At 65.9% G+C, this 16,379-nt stretch carries 14 protein-coding genes and 1 tRNA gene; 13 read left to right on the top strand and 2 right to left on the bottom strand.

Going from position 1 to position 16,379, the window contains the following annotated elements; genetic code table 11:
* Positions 1 to 70 precede the first annotated feature (70 nt).
* The 6 genes from HII28_RS07330 to pstB all read left to right on the top strand — a co-directional run bounded on the left by HII28_RS07330 (position 71) and on the right by pstB (position 7,797).
* Positions 71 to 2,251, top strand: a complete 2,181-nt coding sequence (locus HII28_RS07330; protein WP_170024799.1) for an RNA degradosome polyphosphate kinase — start codon at positions 71 to 73, stop codon at positions 2,249 to 2,251.
* Positions 2,248 to 3,192, top strand: a complete 945-nt coding sequence (locus tag HII28_RS07335) for an NUDIX hydrolase (RefSeq protein WP_170024800.1) — start codon at positions 2,248 to 2,250, stop codon at positions 3,190 to 3,192. Before HII28_RS07330 ends, HII28_RS07335 begins: the two co-directional genes overlap by 4 nt.
* A gap of 284 nt (positions 3,193 to 3,476) precedes the next feature.
* Positions 3,477 to 4,607 (top strand): phosphate ABC transporter substrate-binding protein PstS, encoded by a 1,131-nt coding sequence (gene pstS / locus HII28_RS07340; protein WP_170024801.1) that lies wholly within the window; start codon positions 3,477 to 3,479, stop codon positions 4,605 to 4,607.
* 174 nt (positions 4,608 to 4,781) lie between these two features.
* On the top strand, positions 4,782 to 5,876 hold the full coding sequence (gene pstC / locus HII28_RS07345) for a phosphate ABC transporter permease subunit PstC (protein WP_346769321.1): 1,095 nt from the start codon (positions 4,782 to 4,784) through the stop codon (positions 5,874 to 5,876).
* Positions 5,873 to 6,979: a phosphate ABC transporter permease PstA gene (pstA, locus tag HII28_RS07350; protein ID WP_170024802.1), complete on the top strand. Its 1,107-nt coding sequence runs from the start codon at positions 5,873 to 5,875 to the stop codon at positions 6,977 to 6,979. Before pstC ends, pstA begins: the two co-directional genes overlap by 4 nt.
* A 38-nt stretch (positions 6,980 to 7,017) precedes the next feature.
* Positions 7,018 to 7,797: a phosphate ABC transporter ATP-binding protein PstB gene (gene pstB, locus HII28_RS07355; RefSeq protein WP_170024803.1), complete on the top strand. Its 780-nt coding sequence runs from the start codon at positions 7,018 to 7,020 to the stop codon at positions 7,795 to 7,797.
* A gap of 158 nt (positions 7,798 to 7,955) precedes the next feature.
* On the opposite strand, the gene HII28_RS07360 is transcribed toward pstB, so the two are convergent.
* The gene (locus tag HII28_RS07360; protein ID WP_170024804.1) at positions 7,956 to 8,594 is read right to left on the bottom strand and encodes a DNA-directed RNA polymerase subunit beta; all 639 of its coding nucleotides are present in this window, start codon (positions 8,592 to 8,594) and stop codon (positions 7,956 to 7,958) included.
* 76 nt (positions 8,595 to 8,670) lie between these two features.
* On the opposite strand from HII28_RS07360, the gene HII28_RS07365 reads away from it, so the two are divergent.
* A tRNA-Lys gene (locus HII28_RS07365) sits at positions 8,671 to 8,743 on the top strand.
* A 115-nt stretch (positions 8,744 to 8,858) separates the two neighbouring features.
* The gene (locus tag HII28_RS07370) at positions 8,859 to 9,851 is read left to right on the top strand and encodes a hypothetical protein (protein ID WP_205864595.1); all 993 of its coding nucleotides are present in this window, start codon (positions 8,859 to 8,861) and stop codon (positions 9,849 to 9,851) included.
* Positions 9,852 to 10,073: 222 nt separating this feature from the next.
* Here the strand turns inward: HII28_RS07370 and HII28_RS07375 are convergent, their stop codons facing one another.
* A complete protein-coding gene (locus HII28_RS07375; RefSeq protein ID WP_170024805.1) occupies positions 10,074 to 10,619 on the bottom strand; it encodes a helix-turn-helix transcriptional regulator in 546 nt (181 codons plus the stop codon).
* Between the two features lie 51 nt (positions 10,620 to 10,670).
* Here HII28_RS07375 and HII28_RS07380 point away from each other — a divergent pair, with 51 nt between their 5' ends.
* From HII28_RS07380 to HII28_RS07400, 5 genes are all read left to right on the top strand, one after another.
* Complete coding sequence (locus HII28_RS07380) at positions 10,671 to 11,429, top strand: class I SAM-dependent methyltransferase (protein WP_170024806.1); 759 nt, start codon at positions 10,671 to 10,673, stop codon at positions 11,427 to 11,429.
* A 160-nt stretch (positions 11,430 to 11,589) separates the two neighbouring features.
* A complete protein-coding gene (locus HII28_RS07385) occupies positions 11,590 to 13,131 on the top strand; it encodes an arylsulfatase (protein WP_170024807.1) in 1,542 nt (513 codons plus the stop codon).
* Positions 13,132 to 13,142: 11 nt separating this feature from the next.
* Entirely contained in the window at positions 13,143 to 14,054 is a 912-nt protein-coding gene (locus HII28_RS07390; protein ID WP_170024808.1) for a formylglycine-generating enzyme family protein, read from the top strand.
* 49 nt (positions 14,055 to 14,103) lie between these two features.
* Positions 14,104 to 14,853 (top strand): DMT family transporter, encoded by a 750-nt coding sequence (locus tag HII28_RS07395; protein ID WP_205864596.1) that lies wholly within the window; start codon positions 14,104 to 14,106, stop codon positions 14,851 to 14,853.
* Between the two features lie 305 nt (positions 14,854 to 15,158).
* Entirely contained in the window at positions 15,159 to 16,379 is a 1,221-nt protein-coding gene (locus tag HII28_RS07400; RefSeq protein WP_170024810.1) for an LLM class flavin-dependent oxidoreductase, read from the top strand.

Genomic DNA, 16,379 nt, shown 5'->3' on the forward strand with positions numbered 1-16,379 from the left:
GGCAGTGTGCACCGCAGGCGGTCTGACGCGAGTTAACCCCGTGTTCTTCCCCTGATGCCATGATGAAGTGATGGACGGCGAGGACACCATTATCGGCACGGGGCTGAGCCCCGAATTCGATGACGACTTCGAGCAGCCGTGGAATCCGCAGCTCGATCCGAGCCTTCCGCCTGACCGCTACCTCGATCGCGAGTTGAGCTGGCTGGCGTTCAACCAGCGCGTGCTGGAACTGGCGGAGGATCCGCTGATCCCCGTGCTCGAGCGATCCAACTTCCTCGCCATCTTCGCGAGCAACCTCGACGAGTTCTTCATGGTGCGGGTCGCGGGCCTCAAGCGACGCATCCTGACCGGTCTCGCCGTTCCGACGAACACGGGACGGGCGCCGGTGGACGTGCTCGCCGACATCTCGGAGAAGGGGCACGAACTGCAGCGGCGTCACGCCGATGCCTACCAGGCCGGCGTGCTTCCGGCGCTCGATCAGGTCGGCATCTCCGTAGCCACCTGGGACAGCCTCGACGACGCCGACCGTGTTCAGATGCGCGACGTGTTCTCCCGGCAGATCTTCCCGGTGCTGATGCCGCTGGCGGTGGACCCGGCCCATCCCTTCCCGTACATCTCCGGGCTGTCGCTCAACCTCGCCATCCGGGTGCGCAATTCGAAGACCGGCAAAGAGCAGTTCGCCAGGCTCAAGGTGCCGACGATGCTTCCCCGGTTCGTGCGCATCGATCAGCGCGAGTCCGTCGGCCAGATGCGCTTCATGATGCTCGAGGACCTCATCGCCAACCATCTGAGCGACCTGTTCCCCGGCATGGAGGTGCTCGAGCACCACGTTTTCCGGGTGACGCGCAACGAGGATGTCGAAGTCGACGAGGACGAGACGGAGAACCTCATCCAGGCGCTGGAGCGGGAATTGCTGCGTCGCCGGTTCGGGCCGCCGATCCGGCTCGAGGTCTCGGAAGACATGGATCCGATCACGCTCGGCCTTCTCGTGCGCGAGCTGGACATCACCGAGCAGGAGGTCTACCGGCTGCCGGCTCCGCTCGACCTCGGCGGGCTGTTCGAGTTCTCCAGGATCGATCGTCCGGAGCTGCACTATCCGACGCATGTGCCGACGACCGCCGCGCAGCTCATGCCGCTGGAGCCGAACGCGAAGCCGGATGTGTTCGCGTCCATCAAGCGGGGACCGATCCTGCTGCACCATCCGTACGAGTCGTTCGCCACGAGCGTTCAGGCGTTCCTGGAGCAGGCCGCCAGGGATCCGCACGTGCTCGCCATCAAGCAGACCCTGTATCGCACCAGCGGCGACAGCCCGATCGTGGAGGCGCTCATCGACGCCGCCGAGCGCGGCAAGCAGGTGCTCGCGCTCGTGGAGATCAAGGCCAGATTCGACGAGCAGGCCAACATCGACTGGGCGCGCAAACTGGAGAAGGCCGGCGTGCACGTCGTCTACGGGCTCGTCGGCTTGAAGACCCACTGCAAGCTGGCGCTCGTCGTGCGCGAGGAAGACGGCGTTCTCAAGCACTACAGCCACATCGGAACGGGCAACTACAACCCCAAGACCTCGCGCATCTACGAGGATCTCGGCCTCCTCACGGACGACGACCAGGTGGGCAAGGATCTCACCAGGCTGTTCAACGAGCTCTCCGGATACGCGATCGAGAAGAAGTTCAAGCGATTGCTCGTCGCCCCGCTGCACCTGCGCAAGGGGCTGCTCAAGGCCATCGACAACGAGCGTCTCAATGCCGAGTCCGGACGACCGAGCGGCATCCGCATCAAGGTGAACTCGATCGTCGACGAGGCGATCATCGACGCGCTCTACCGAGCGAGCCGGGCAGGGGTGCCCATCGATCTGTGGGTGCGTGGCATCTGCGGCCTGAAGGCCGGGCAGGAGGACTACAGCGCGAACATCCGGGTGCGCTCCATCCTGGGCAGGTACCTCGAGCACTCGCGGATCTTCGCGTTCGCGAACGACGGCGATCCGCAGGTCTTCATCGGCAGCGCCGACATGATGCACCGCAACCTCGACCGACGCGTCGAGGCGCTGGTAAGACTGACGGATGCCGCGCACATCGCAGAACTGGGCGACCTGTTCGATCGCGCCATGGACGACCGCACGTCGTCGTGGTGGCTGGAGTCCGACGGCAGCTGGGTGCGGCACAACCTGGACCAGGATGGACAGCCGCTCGACGACCTGCAGAATAGGCTCATGCAGTTGATCACCCAGCGCCCGCGTTCTGGCAGCCGCCGGTGACCGACACGGTCATCTACGCCGGTGGCGCCGTGTGCTGGCGCATCGTCGACGGAACCCCGCACATTCTGGTCGTGCACCGCGCGAAGTACGGCGACGTCACGCTGCCGAAGGGCAAGGTCGATCCGGGCGAGACGCTCCCCCAGGCGGCCCAGCGCGAGGTTCTCGAGGAGACCGGCCTGCAGATCGCGCTCGGAGTGCCGCTGGGCATCACGAACTACGTCATCTCCAGCGGGCGCGAGAAGTTCGTGCACTACTGGGCCGCCGAGGTCACCGAGCGCGCCGTGCAGGCGTCGACGTTCGTGCCGAACGACGAGATCGCCGCGATCGAGTGGGTGCCACTGCGCCGCATGCGCAAGTACCTCAGCTACAAGCGCGACGCCGAGATCGTCGACCAGTGGGCAGCGCTCTACGACGAAGGCGTGACGAAGACGTTCGCGCTCATCGTGCTGCGGCACGCCAAGGCCGCACCGCGCTCAGGCTGGAAGGGAGCGGATGCGTTGCGCCCGCTCACGAAGACCGGCATCCTTCAGGCGGCGAGCAACGTTCCCACGATCGCTGCCTGGATGCCGAAGCGGATCATCACCTCGACCGCCGTGCGGTGCGTCGCCACCGTCGCGCCGCTCGTCGCCGCGTACGGCATCGAGCCCAAGCGCACGGCCAAGCTCTCGCAGGACCTCTGGGAGGACGGCGAGGCGGCCGCCGGCATTCGTGAGGTGATCGGCAAGCGCGTGCGATCCCGCAAGACGGCGGTGTTGTGCAGCCACGGACCCGTCATCCCGGACGTGCTGCGCGAGATCGCGCTCGCGACCGGCACGACGACCGGCAGCTACATCAGGGATGCCGCGGCTCTCGAGGTGGGCGAGTACTCGGTCGTGCACCTGTCTGCGACGAATCCGTCCTCAGGGATCATCGCGATCGAGACGCACAGCCCGAGGGACTGAGGCTTCTTTCTCGTATCCGTCGGCCGAGACGCCGGCGGCGCAGAAATCGCCTCCGCTCACGGCTTCAGCGCGCAGCGGCACGAAGCCTACGCGTCGAGGTCCGTTCACCTCTCGTTTACCATCCCGCGAGACTCTGGTCACGCCCCGCGCATAGCTTCGCAAGCGGGCCGACACCGGCCCATGCCGCACGCCTCACACAGCGTCCACCCGAAAATCCGGGCGCAGCGTTTCGAGGCTTGAACCCCAGGCGTAGCGGCAGACACCCACTTCCGAAAGGGAACACAGTGAAGTTCAAGAATGCAGCCGCCGCGGGCGCCATCGCGCTCGCCACTGCGCTCGCGCTGTCCGCTTGCTCCGGCAACGGCGGCGGCTCCGACAGCACCTCGACGGCCACGGCGTCGAAGACCGCCGCAGCTGTCGACTACAGCTCGCTGTCGGGCACGCTCACCGCGGGTGGCTCGAGCGCCCAGGCGAACGTGCAGCAGGCATGGACCGCCGCGTTCCAGGCACAGGCGGGCAACGTCAAGATCAACTACGACAAGTCGCAGGGCTCCGGCGGTGGCGTCACCAACTGGCTCAACGGCAGCTACGACTTCGCGGGCACGGACGCCGCCCTCAGCGCCGACCAGTTCACCCAGGCCAAGACCACCTGCGGCGCAGACGGTGCCGTCAACATCCCGGTGTACCTCTCCGGTGTCTCGATCATCTACAAGCTCTCGGGTGTCGACAAGCTGAACCTCGACTCGAAGACCATCGCGTCGATCTTCTCCGGTGCCATCACGACCTGGAATGACCCGGCGATCGCCGCTCTCAACAAGGGCGTCACGCTGCCGTCCACGCCGATCTCGGTCGTGCACCGTTCGGACGGATCCGGTACGACCAACAACTTCACCACCTACCTGCACCAGCAGCAGCCGTCCATCTGGACGTGGGACGCCAGCACCGCATGGCCGAACTCGACCGGTAGCGGCCAGCAGGGCGGATCCGGTGTCGTGAACACGGTCGAGGCCGGCGACGGCACGATCGGATACGCCGACCAGAGCTCCATCGGCACCGCGACCGCGGCCGCCGTCGAGGTGGGCACGAGCGGCAAGTTCGTCAGCTACAGCGAGGCCGCCGCGACCGAGTCGCTGGCGCAGTCCGGCAGCATCACGCCGCAGGGCAAGGGCGACCTGACCGTCACGATCGACACCACCAAGATCAACAACGCCAAGGCGTACCCGATCCCGCTGCTGTCGTACGACGTGCTCTGCAAGACCTTCAAGGACTCCAACCAGGGCAAGGTCACCGCGGCCTACCTCGGCTTCATCGTGAGCAGCACCGGCCAGCAGGTCGGCGCCAAGAACGCCGGCGCAGCACCGCTGCCCGACTCGTTCCTCTCGAAGGCTGCCGAGACCCTGGCTTCGGTCAAGTAACATCGCACCACTCGGCGCACACCCCTTCCACCCGTACCGACAAGCCGTAGAGAGCAAGAAGTGACAGAGAACACCGCCGTGCGATCTGCGTTGAACAGCCTGCCGGACGACCGTGTGAAGACGGCAACGCCACAGCGTCCCGGTTCCCCCAAGCGGGGAACCGGGACGTCCCGGGTGAAGGCCCGGCCCGCCGACCGGATCTTCAAGTTCCTGAGCACGGGATCCGCCGGACTGATCATGGTGATCCTCGCCGGCGTCGCGCTCTTCCTCGTCATCAAGGCCGTCCCCGCGATCACTGCGAACTGGTCGACGACCGCCGACCTCACAAGCGGCACCACCCAGGGTCACTCCTCGTTCTGGAGCTACGTCGGCCCGCTGATCTGGGGCACGCTCTGGTCGGCGCTCATCGCCCTCGTGCTCGGTGGACCCGTCGCCATCGGCATCGCGCTCTTCATCTCGCACTACGCACCGCGACGTCTCGCGAGTGTTCTCGGATACCTCGTCGACCTGCTCGCCGCCGTGCCGTCCGTCGTCTTCGGCCTCTGGGGCATCTTCGTCATCCGGCCGTTCCTGATGCCTTTCCAGGACTGGCTGAATCAGTACCTCGGCTGGATCCCGCTCTTCGGCGGACCGGTCTCGCGCACCGGATCCACGATGCTCGCCGGCGGCGTGGTGCTGGCCGTGATGATCCTGCCGATCATCACCTCGATCTCCCGCGAGATCTTCCTGCAGACACCGCGCCTCCACGAGGAGGCCGCTCTCGCACTGGGCTCCACGAAGTGGGAGATGGTGCGTCTCGCGGTGTTCCCGTATGCCCGCAGCGGCATCGTCAGCGCCACCCTGCTCGGCCTCGGGCGGGCCCTCGGCGAGACGATGGCCATCGCGATGATCATCTCGCCGTCGCTGATCTACTCGATCCACATCATCACCGACACCAAGAACTCGCAGACGATCGCCGCCAACGCGGCCCTCAACTTCCCCGAGTCGAACCCCTTGCAGCGCGACGCACTCATCGCGACCGGCCTCGCGCTGTTCATCATCTCCTTCGGGGTCAACTTCATCGCGCGCTGGATCATCTCGCGCACCGGTGCAGGCAACCGTCGCAAGAACAAGGCCGCCGCCAAGCTGCCTCCGACCGATCCGACCACCGTGCTCACCGCCGACGCGACCAGCAGCCCGGTGCGGATCCGGTCCGAGATCGCCGCCGAAGACCGCGAAGCAGGCGACCAACGCACTGAACTGGCAGCAGAGGAGAACCCGGACCGATGACCGCCACCGCCGTCTCCAACCCGCGACGTCCGCGCGGGCCGGTTCCCAACGCACTGACATCCGCTCAGCTGCCGCGGTTCGTCGAGCTCTACACACTGATCGGTGCTCTCGTCGTGTCCGCAGCAGTACTGGCGATGCTCGGCTTCAGCATCGTCGGATGGCTCGTGCTCGGCGCGGTGATCTACTTGCTGGGCATCGGGATCCTCTCCGCGGTGGTGGAGAACCGCCGCAAGGCAACGGATCGCGTGATCCGGGGCCTGGTCACCATCGCGTTCTTCCTCGCGCTCATCCCCCTCGTCTCCACGCTGATCACCGTCATCTTCAACGGCACACCGGCACTGACCTGGGACTTCATCTTCAAGAGCGGTGGCACGGTCTTCGACCCGAACACCCTCAAAGTCACGGTGATCCAAGGCTCACTGCAGGCTCTCGTCGGCACGCTCATCATCACCGGAATCGCGGCCGCCATCTCGATCCCGATCGGCATCCTGGCTGCCATCTACCTCGTCGAATACGCCCAGCCGAAGCAGTGGATGGCGCGCACTGTGACGTTCCTCGTCGACGTGATGACGGGCATCCCGTCGATCGTCGCCGGCCTCTTCGCGTTCTCCCTGTTCACGCTGATCGTCGGGCCCAAGGCCTTCAGCGGCTTCTCGGCGTCGATCGCGCTGTCGGTGCTGATGATCCCGATCGTCATCCGCTCCACCGAGGAGATGCTCAAGCTCGTCTCCACCGAACTGCGCGAGGCGTCGTTCGCGCTCGGCGTGACCAAGTTCTCGACCATCGTGCGCATCGTGCTGCCGACCGCCATCGCCGGCATCGTCACCGGAGTCATGCTCGCCATCTCGCGCGTCATCGGCGAGACCGCGCCGATCTTCATCGCGGCGAGCTTCACGAACAACTTCAACGCGAACCCGTTCGATGGCCCGATGCAGACCTACCCGGTCATGGCGTACTCGGAATACAAGTTCCCGTCGACCGATATCGCGGCCTCGTATCAATCAGCGTGGGGCGCCGCCCTGCTGCTCGTGATCCTCGTCGTGATCCTCAACCTCATCGCCCGAATCATCGCCAAGGTGTTCGCACCCAAGGGTCTCCGGTAGAGACTCGAACCGGTACGGAAACCACAACAGGAGCCATCGTGTCCAAGCGCATCAACGTGAACGACCTCAACGTGTACTACGGCGACTTCCTCGCCGTCGAGGGCGTCAGCATGACGATCGAGCCGCGCACCGTGACGGCCTTCATCGGCCCGAGCGGATGCGGCAAGTCCACCTTCCTCCGCACCCTGAACCGCATGCACGAGGTGATCCCCGGCGCTCACGTCGAAGGCGAGGTGCTCATCGACGGCGACAACCTCTACTCGGCGGGCGTGGACCCCGTGATCGTCCGCCGCCAGGTCGGGATGGTGTTCCAGCGGGCGAATCCGTTCCCCACGATGTCGATCCGCGACAACGTGCTGGCCGGTGTCAAGCTGAACAACCGACGGATGTCGAAGAACGACCAGGACGAGCTCGTCGAGCAGTCACTGCAGGGCGCGAACCTGTGGAACGAGGTCAAAGACCGACTGCAACTGCCGGGATCCGGCCTCTCCGGCGGCCAGCAGCAGCGTCTGTGCATCGCGCGCGCGATCGCCGTCTCCCCCGACATCCTGCTGATGGACGAGCCCTGCTCCGCCCTCGACCCGATCTCCACCCTGGCGATCGAGGACCTCATCGAGGAGCTGAAGAAGGAGTACACGATCGTCATCGTGACTCACAACATGCAGCAGGCCACGCGGATCTCCGACCGCACGGCGTTTTTCAACATCGCGGGCACCGGCAAGCCGGGCAAGCTCATCGAATACGACGACACCGCCACCATCTTCACCAAGCCGTCCGTTCAGGCCACCGAGGACTACGTCTCCGGCCGCTTCGGATGATCCGACGTCCCGTGCCCGTCCGGTAAACTTGTCCGCGGCCGGGCCGCAGTAACCCCGGGCTCCATCATTCGCCGCTTCGAGCGGCCTCGCGCCGAGAGGCGTTCTGCGGCCTGGCCGCTACTGTGCTCGCCGCAGTCCGGCGGCGCACACTCCCGGACTCAGTCCAGGGAGTCGCTGCGCCAGAGGCCTGCCGCGGTCACCAACTCGAGCGCGAACTCCGAGAACCGTAGCGCACGACGCGTCAGGACAGTCGCCCGCTCCGGCTCGGTCGGATCCGCGTCGTCGGCGAGGCTGGTGCAACCCGCGGCGCTCACCCGGCAGAACGCGGCCGCCCGCTCCAGCGCCACGGCGAAGTCGCCCTCGAAGATGCCGCGCAATATCCGGTCTGCAAGCTCGATGATCTCCGTCGGACCAGTGGGAATCTCCGCTCCGGCCACCACGGGGTCGATGGACGACAGCACCTCGGTGCCGCGCTGGTACTGCAGGCTCGCGGCGTGCGGATCTTCACGTATCGCCAGCCGGATCAGGTAGATGCGCCACAACGCGCCAGGGAGGCTGTGCGCGGTCGCACGCGACCACAGTTCCGCGATCGCGTCGATTCCGTTCTCGTCCGTGTACGCCACGAGACGGGAGACCACTTCGGGCTCCGGATGCCGCCGCACCCGTTCCAGCAGGGCCGCGGCGGTCTCGTGCGCGATCCGGCTCGTCTCTGCTGGATCATCAGCACCGTGCAGGTTCTCGAACTTCGCTGACGAGAACTTGGTCGGCTTGTGGAAGGGGCGGCGTTCGTCTGACACCCCTCAAGGATTCCGCATCGGCACGGCTCCCGCAGCGTGCGGGACACGCTTGCCAGCCCGGTAGATTGGTGGATGCGCCCCTCTAGCTCAGTTGGTAGAGCATCGGACTTTTAATCCGCGGGTCGCCGGTTCGAGCCCGGCGGGGGGCACCGACTGATCACTGGGATCCAAGCCTGTGCGCGACTGAATCGGTCTCCTCGTTCGATCTGCCACCGCGAGCCCGACCGGACCGGCCGATGGCCGCCGAGAGACAGGGAAAGTCGAATGGACATGACCGCCACCGGATTCACCTTCGGCATCTACCCGCTGCGCGTGGCCGGCACTCCGTTCGGTGTCGCTGACGGCCCCGCAGACGACTACGCGCGCATCCGTTCGGCGCTCTCGGATCTGGCCGGAGTCAGTTCGCTCACTCCGCGCACCTACCTGATCTACACGCCCAGCTGGGAAGAACGCATGCTCGACAATGCCGAGGTCTACGCCGACAACGGCCTGCTCGGTGACGTCGTCATCGGCTGCGGCGACTGGACCGATGCCGTCGAGCAGGAGCTCGAGTTGGAACGCTGGGTCGACTTCGTCCGCACGATCGTTCGCCGGCACGGCGAACGACTCAGTTCCGTGCAGATCACGAACGAGCCGAACCTCTCCTTCATGGAGGGCTCAAAGGCGTACATCTACGACGCACTCGTCCGAGGCGTGGTCGCCGCGAAGCACGAAGTCACCAAGCTCGGCCTGAGCGCCCAGGTCGGCTTCGGATCGGTTCCGGACAGCCAGGTCGCGGTGCCCGGATACTGGGACACCCTCCAGAACGCGGCCCGCCCGGAGTTCCTCGCGGCCGTCGACTTCGTCGGACACAACTTCTATGTCGATGTGTTCGAAGACGGGCCCGTTGCGTTGCAGGAGATCCCGGAAACCGTCGAGGGCATCCTCTCCGCGCTGCGCACGCATCTGACCGGTCTGGGTCTGCCTTCGTCGGTCGCGATCAGGGTCACCGAGAACGGGTGGCCGACCGGCACCAATCAGTATTCGGGTCGCGTTCGATCGCCGGAAGAGCAGGCCACCGTCTTGGAGGCCGTCATCCGCACCGTCTACGACCTGCGAGTCGAGTACAACGTCTCCCGGTACGTGCTGTTCGGCTTGCGCGACGCCGACAGCGGCGAGAGCGACATCTTCCATCAGTACGGCATCGTCCGCGATGACTACACCCCGAAGCCCGCGTTCACGACGTACCAGAGACTCATCCAGCAACTCAGCGACTGATCGCGCTCGGAGTCGATGCGCGGCCACGGCATCGCTCACTTCTGCTGGAACGAATACTCCCTGGTCACAGAGAAACCTGCGCACGCTCGACCTGATATTTGGGCCCGGGTAAGAATCAGCGCTGCGACTTCACGTATCAGTGAGGTCGTACGCCGAGACGCCGACTCGCTCCGCTTGAGCCCCAACGACGCTGCCTGCCGAGGGATCGGCTTCCGGTCAGGTTTACCAGTCAGCGCTCGGCCGGTTCCCGCCCAGGCGGGCGAGGAACTCCGCACACCATGCACGATCCCCGCGGAGTCCGTGCGCGTTGAGGCGGAAGATCTCGGCGACGTGCGAGGGTGCTAGGAAAGCGGATCGTTCGAGCATCTCGTCCTGGAGGGAAAGCGCGACGTCGATCGCCTCGATGCGGGCAGACAGCCCGGCCAGGAGCTCGGCGGCAGGCAGGGTAGGCGTGAAGTGCAGCAGCGGAACCAGACTCAACGGACGCACCTCTCGTTCGTGCAGGAGGTCGAGCAGCAGACGATGAAGTTCTTCCTGACCGGCGGTCGTGCACCGATACTCAGTCGCTCGGCCCGAAGCCGGCGCGACGGGTTCGATCAGCTCCTCGCTGTTCAGCGTCTTCAGCTGCTGATAGATCGAGGGCGGCGCGATGCTCGCCCAGCGCTGCACCGCCCACTCGTTGAAAGTCTTCTCGATCCCGTAGCCGCCGATCGGCCCTCGATAGGCGACCACGCCGAGCACCATCAGCCTCGTGGTCGACCTCGACATCCCGCCCCACCCATCACTAGAGTTACTACAACTTTAATAATAAGGATGATTATGGCACACAGGCGGCTCGCGGGCTCATACGGAGTGGACGCACCGTGGGTTCCGTGGATGTGGGTCGCATACGCCGTCGTTTACGGCGCACTGGCTGTCCTGTCACTGACGCTCTGGCATGCATGGTGGTGGGTCAGCGCCCTTCTCTGCGTCGCGACGATCGTCTCGGTGCTCGGCGCGGCGCTGTTCTGGTACGCGTCGCTCCGCGGCAAGTTCGTGCTCTGGGCCGGGCTTCTCGATTCCGTCCGACTTCCGCAGAACGGCGCGGCACTCGATCTCGGCTGCGGACACGGCATGGTCGCGATCATGACCGCACGTCGCTCGCCGAGCCTGAGTGTCACGGGCATCGACTTGTGGCGCTCCGTCGACCAGTCCGGCAACGATCCCCTGGCGGCAGCGGCCAACGCCGAACTCAACGACGTCGCCGACCGAATCCGCTTCGACACCGGAGACATGACCCGACTGCCGTACCAGGACGGGACCTTCCGGCTCGTCACAGCGAGCCTGGCGATCCACAACATCAACACCCGAGACGGACGCCGAACCGCGATCCACGAGGCGGTCCGCGTGCTCGCCCCCGGTGGGACCATCCTCATCGCCGACATCCGACGCACGGATGAGTACGCGACGGAGCTGCGCTCGGCGGGACTCGAGACCCGAACTCGCCCACTCGGCTGGCCAGGATGGTGGAGCGGGCCGTGGATGCCCACCACCGCCGTCATCGCGACGACCCGCGTGGGCTCAGGTCGAGACGAGTGAGCCCGCTCGTCCGGGCCAGGGTGCATCGCGTCTCCCCATCCCGCGCGCGCTCGCGTCACCCATCCCGGGTGGATAGTCGGTCGGGTGGAGGGATCTCGCAGATGCCTCACCAGGATGGGTAAGAGTGGCTTGATCGCGTAGCCGTCAAATGGGGGACTTCATGCCGAATGGGAAGCCGAACATCCTGGTGATCTGGGGCGATGACATCGGAATCACGAATCTGAGCTGTTACAGCGACGGACTCATGGGATACCGCACGCCCAACATCGACCGCATCGCCGACGAGGGTATGCGCTTCACCGACTCGTACGGGGAGCAGAGCTGCACGGCCGGGCGCTCGTCGTTCATCACGGGTCAGAGCGTTTTCCGCACCGGTCTGAGCAAGGTGGGTGTGCCGGGGGCGGACCTTGGCCTGAGTGCAGAGGATCCGACCATCGCTGAGCTGCTCAAGCCGCACGGATACGCGACGGGTCAGTTCGGCAAGAACCACCTGGGCGACAAGAACGAGTTCCTGCCCACGGTGCACGGCTTCGACGAGTTCTACGGCAACCTCTACCACCTCAACGCCGAGGAGGAGCCCGAGTACCCCAATTGGCCATCGCAGGAGGAGTTCCCGGGCTTCAACGAACGAGCGCGCCCGCGTGGCGTCATCCACTCGTGGGCCACCGACGACGACGATGACACGGTCGAGGGCCGTTACGGACGTCGCGGCAAGCAGCGCATCGAGGACACCGGGCCGCTGACCAGGAAGCGCATGGAGACGGTGGATGAGGACTTCGCCGACGCCGCGATGGACTTCATCGGCCGCGCCCACGACTCCGACACCCCGTTCTTCGTGTGGATGAACACCACGCACATGCACTTCCGAACCCACCCGAAACCCGAGAGCGTCGGGCAGTCGGGTCGGTGGCAGTCCGAATACCACGACGTCATGATCGACCACGACAAGGTCGTCGGCACCCTGCTCGATCAGCTCGACGAGCTCGGCATCGCCGACGACACGATCGTCATCTACTCGACCGACAACGGACCGCACATGAACACGTGGCCGGACGGCGGCATGACACCGTTCCGCAGCGAGAAGAACACCAACTGGGAGGGCGCATTCCGTGTGCCCCAGCTGATCCGCTGGCCGGGACACATCGAGGCGGGAGTGGTCTCCAACGAGATCATCCAGCACCATGACTGGCTGCCGACATTCCTGTCAGCGGTCGGCGACCACGAGACGGTCGACGCCCTGAAGAAGGGGCTCGAGGTCGGCGACTCCACGTTCAAGGTGCATATCGACGGCTACGACATGCTGCCTTACCTGACCGGTGAGGTGGAGAAGAGCCCGCGGCCGGGCCTGGTGTACTTCTCGGACGACGGCGACGTCCTGGCCTTGCGCTTCGACAACTGGAAGGTCGTGTTCATGGAGCAGCGCGTCCAGGGCACGCTGCAGATCTGGGCAGAGCCGTTCGTGCCGCTGCGAGTCCCCAAGCTGTTCAATCTGCGCACGGACCCGTTCGAGCGCGCGGACGTCACGTCGAACACGTACTACGAGTGGCTCTTCGAGAACGACTACCTGATCTTCGCGGCAACCGCGATCATCTCGCAGTTCCTCGCCACCTTCGAGGAATTCCCGCCGCGGCAGAAGGCGGCGACGTTCAGCATCGACCAGGCAGTGGAGAAGCTGCAGGCGTTCCTGGGCGGCGCAGACTGAGCGGCGTCGCGGTGGGGGCCGCCTCGCTCAGCGAGCTGACCGCGATCGCGGGCGGCGAGTTCGTCATGGGCTCGGACGCACACTATTCGGAGGAGGCACCCGCGCACCGTGTGTGTGTCGAGGGCTTCTCGATCGCCCCGACGACGGTGACCAACCGGGAGTTCGCAGCGTTCGTCCGCGCCACGAGGTACCGCACGGTCGCTGAGCGAGCGCTCGATCCCGCGGACTTCCCGGGCGCGCCCGCGGAGAACCTGGTGCCCGGGTCGATGGTGTTCACGGGCACGCCAGGGCCGGTGGATCTGCGCCACCTGAGCCAGTGGTGGGCGTGGACTCCGGGAGCGAACTGGCGTCGGCCGTTCGGGCCCGGTACCTCGATCGGAGACCGGCCAGACCACCCCGTCGTCCACGTGGCGTACGAGGACGCCGAGGCATACGCGGAGTGGGCCGGGGCTCGTCTGCCGACCGAGGCGGAGTGGGAGTTCGCCAGTCGTGGCGGACACGAGGGCACCCGCTTCACCTGGGGCGACGAGCCGGAAGCGCAGGACGAGCGACTCGCGAACTACTGGCACGGCGAGTTCCCATGGCGGGCGCGCCGCGGCTACGGCTCGACCACGCCCGTCGGCTCATTCCCGGCCAACGGGTACGGGCTCTTCGACATGGCCGGCAACGTCTGGGAGTGGACGTCCGACTGGTATTCGGATCACGATGCCGGCGATTCGTGCTGCGTACCGAGCAACCCGAGAGGCGGCGACCGGGATGGCAGCGTCGATGCCGCACAGCCGTTCTCGGTGCCGCGACGGGTGGTCAAGGGCGGATCGTTCCTGTGCGCCGACAGCTACTGCCAGCGCTACCGGCCGGCGGCACGCCGCGCACAGATGATCGACACGGGGATGAGCCACATCGGCTTCCGGATCGCCCGCTAGGGCGGCCGAGGAATGCGTCGCCTCTTCGACCGCGATGGGCGCGCTCTGGATGCGCTTGCCGAACAGGCTCGCCGTGTGGGGTCATCTGCTTGTCGTCGCCCTCCTGATGTGCGTGGTTCCGTTCCTGCTCTTCGCGTGGGCCGAGCAGCACATCTCCTCGGGTCTGGCCAGTATTTTCAACGCCACGACGCCGTTGATGACGACGATCGCAACAGTGGTCATCCTGAGGAGCGAGCGACCGACGTTGGGCCGGACCCTCGGAGTGCTGTTGGGGTTCGCAGGCATCCTGGTCCTGGCCGTTCCGTCGGCCGGGTTCGGTGATGCGGACGTTCCAGCCCAACTCGCATGTCTTGCATCAACGGCCTGTTACGGGATGGCGTTCACTGACCTGCGCCGCTTCGTCGCTCCACTGGGCTTGCCTGCGCTGAGCACGGCCTGCGTCCAAGTGGGCCTTGCCGCGGCCGTCCTGGTCGTGTTCACGCCGTTCGCCGGCGGCCCCGTCCACCGGGTCGACCCTGGCGCCGTCATCAGCGTTCTCGCCCTCGGCGCCGTGGGAACCGGACTCGCCTACGTGTGGAACACGAACATCGTCGCTGCATGGGGTGCGACGAACGCATCCACGGTCACCTACCTCACGCCGGTCGTCGGCGTCACGCTGGGAGCGGTGATCCTCGGCGAAAAGCTGTCGTGGACGGAACCGGTGGGCACAGCGTTGATCCTCATCGGAATCGTCATCGCCCAGGGCCGGCTGCGCATCCCCCGCAAGCAGCCCACTCCGACCGCGACGCAGTCCGATTGAGTTCAAACCCTGCGCAGGGCTCCGATCGGTCGCCTGCGGAGGTCCAGCGCATCCCCTACCAACCGCATCAGGACGACCCCCGGCGGTATCCCTCTGCGGGCTTGCGGGTCGCGTGTTGTCCGGATCAGCGTTGAACGAGTTCGGGAGCCGGGTCCATGTGAGGTTCACTCGACGCGTGCGCCCGAGCAACGAGCCGGGAATGATAGGTATCGACCCGATGTTCATAATCTATGCAAACGCATACAACTGCAGAGCATCCAACAGCAAAGCGAACCGATCCGGTTCTCCGACAGGGGGTCATCCCAATGCAATTCGGCATCTTCTCGGTCAGCGACATCACGCGCGATCCGGTCACCGGGGTGACGCCAAGCGAGGCAGAGCGCATCGACGCCGAGGTGCGGATGGCCGTCAAGGCCGAAGAGGTCGGCCTTGACGTCTTCGCCATAGGCGAGCACCACAATCCGCCGTTCTTCTCGTCCTCGCCGACGACCCTTCTCGCGCACATCGCAGCGCTCACGAAGCGCCTCGTGGTGACGACGTCGACCACGCTCATCACGACGAACGATCCGGTGCGCATCGCCGAGGAGTACGCGATGCTGCAGCACCTGTCCAAGGGGCGAATGGACCTCATGCTCGGCCGCGGCAACACCGCGCCCGTGTACCCGTGGTTCGGCCAGGACATCCGCCAGGGCCTTCCCCTAGCGCTCGAGCACTACAACCTGCTGCACCGCCTGTGGCGTGAGGATGTCGTGGACTGGGAGGGCAATTTCCGCACGCCGCTCCAGGGCTTCACGTCCACGCCGCGTCCGCTCGACGACGTGCCGCCGTTCGTCTGGCACGGATCCATCCGAACGCCGGAGATCGCCGAACAGGCCGCGTACTACGGCGACGGATTCTTCGCCAACCACATCTTCTGGCCGAAGGAGCACACGCAGCGCATGGTGGAGTTCTACCGCCAGCGCTTCGAGCACTACGGCCACGGCACCGCGAAGCAGGCCATCGTCGGGCTCGGCGGACAGACGTACATCGCGAAGAACTCGCAGGACGCCAAGCGCGAGTTCCGGCCTTACTTCGACGAGGCGCCCGTCTACGGCAACGGCCCGACCATGGAGCAGTTCACCGAGATGACCCCGCTCACGGTCGGCAGCCCGCAGGAGGTCATCGACAAGACCCTCGGGTTCCGCGACTACGTCGGCGACTACCAGCGCCAGCTGTTCCTCGTCGACCACGCAGGACTCCCGATCGAGAAGGTGCTCGACCAGATCGAACTGCTCGGCAGCGAGGTCGTGCCTGTGCTGCGCAAGGAGTTCGCATCGCTGCGCGACGCCGAGGTGCCTGACGCCCCGACCCACGCGAGCCTCGTCACGGCCAAGTATGGAGACGCGGAGCCGCGCCAGCCCCGTCCGAACGCCAACCGCGGTGACAACGTGACCGGCGGATCCCCGTACCAGGACACGGACGCCGTCGCGGACGCCTCGCAGAGCGGCGCACCCTTCGGCGGCGACACCTTCGGAGAGGACGACTGA

Source organism: Planctomonas sp. JC2975 (genome assembly GCF_012985205.1).
In the GTDB taxonomy this organism is placed as follows: domain Bacteria; phylum Actinomycetota; class Actinomycetes; order Actinomycetales; family Microbacteriaceae; genus Humibacter.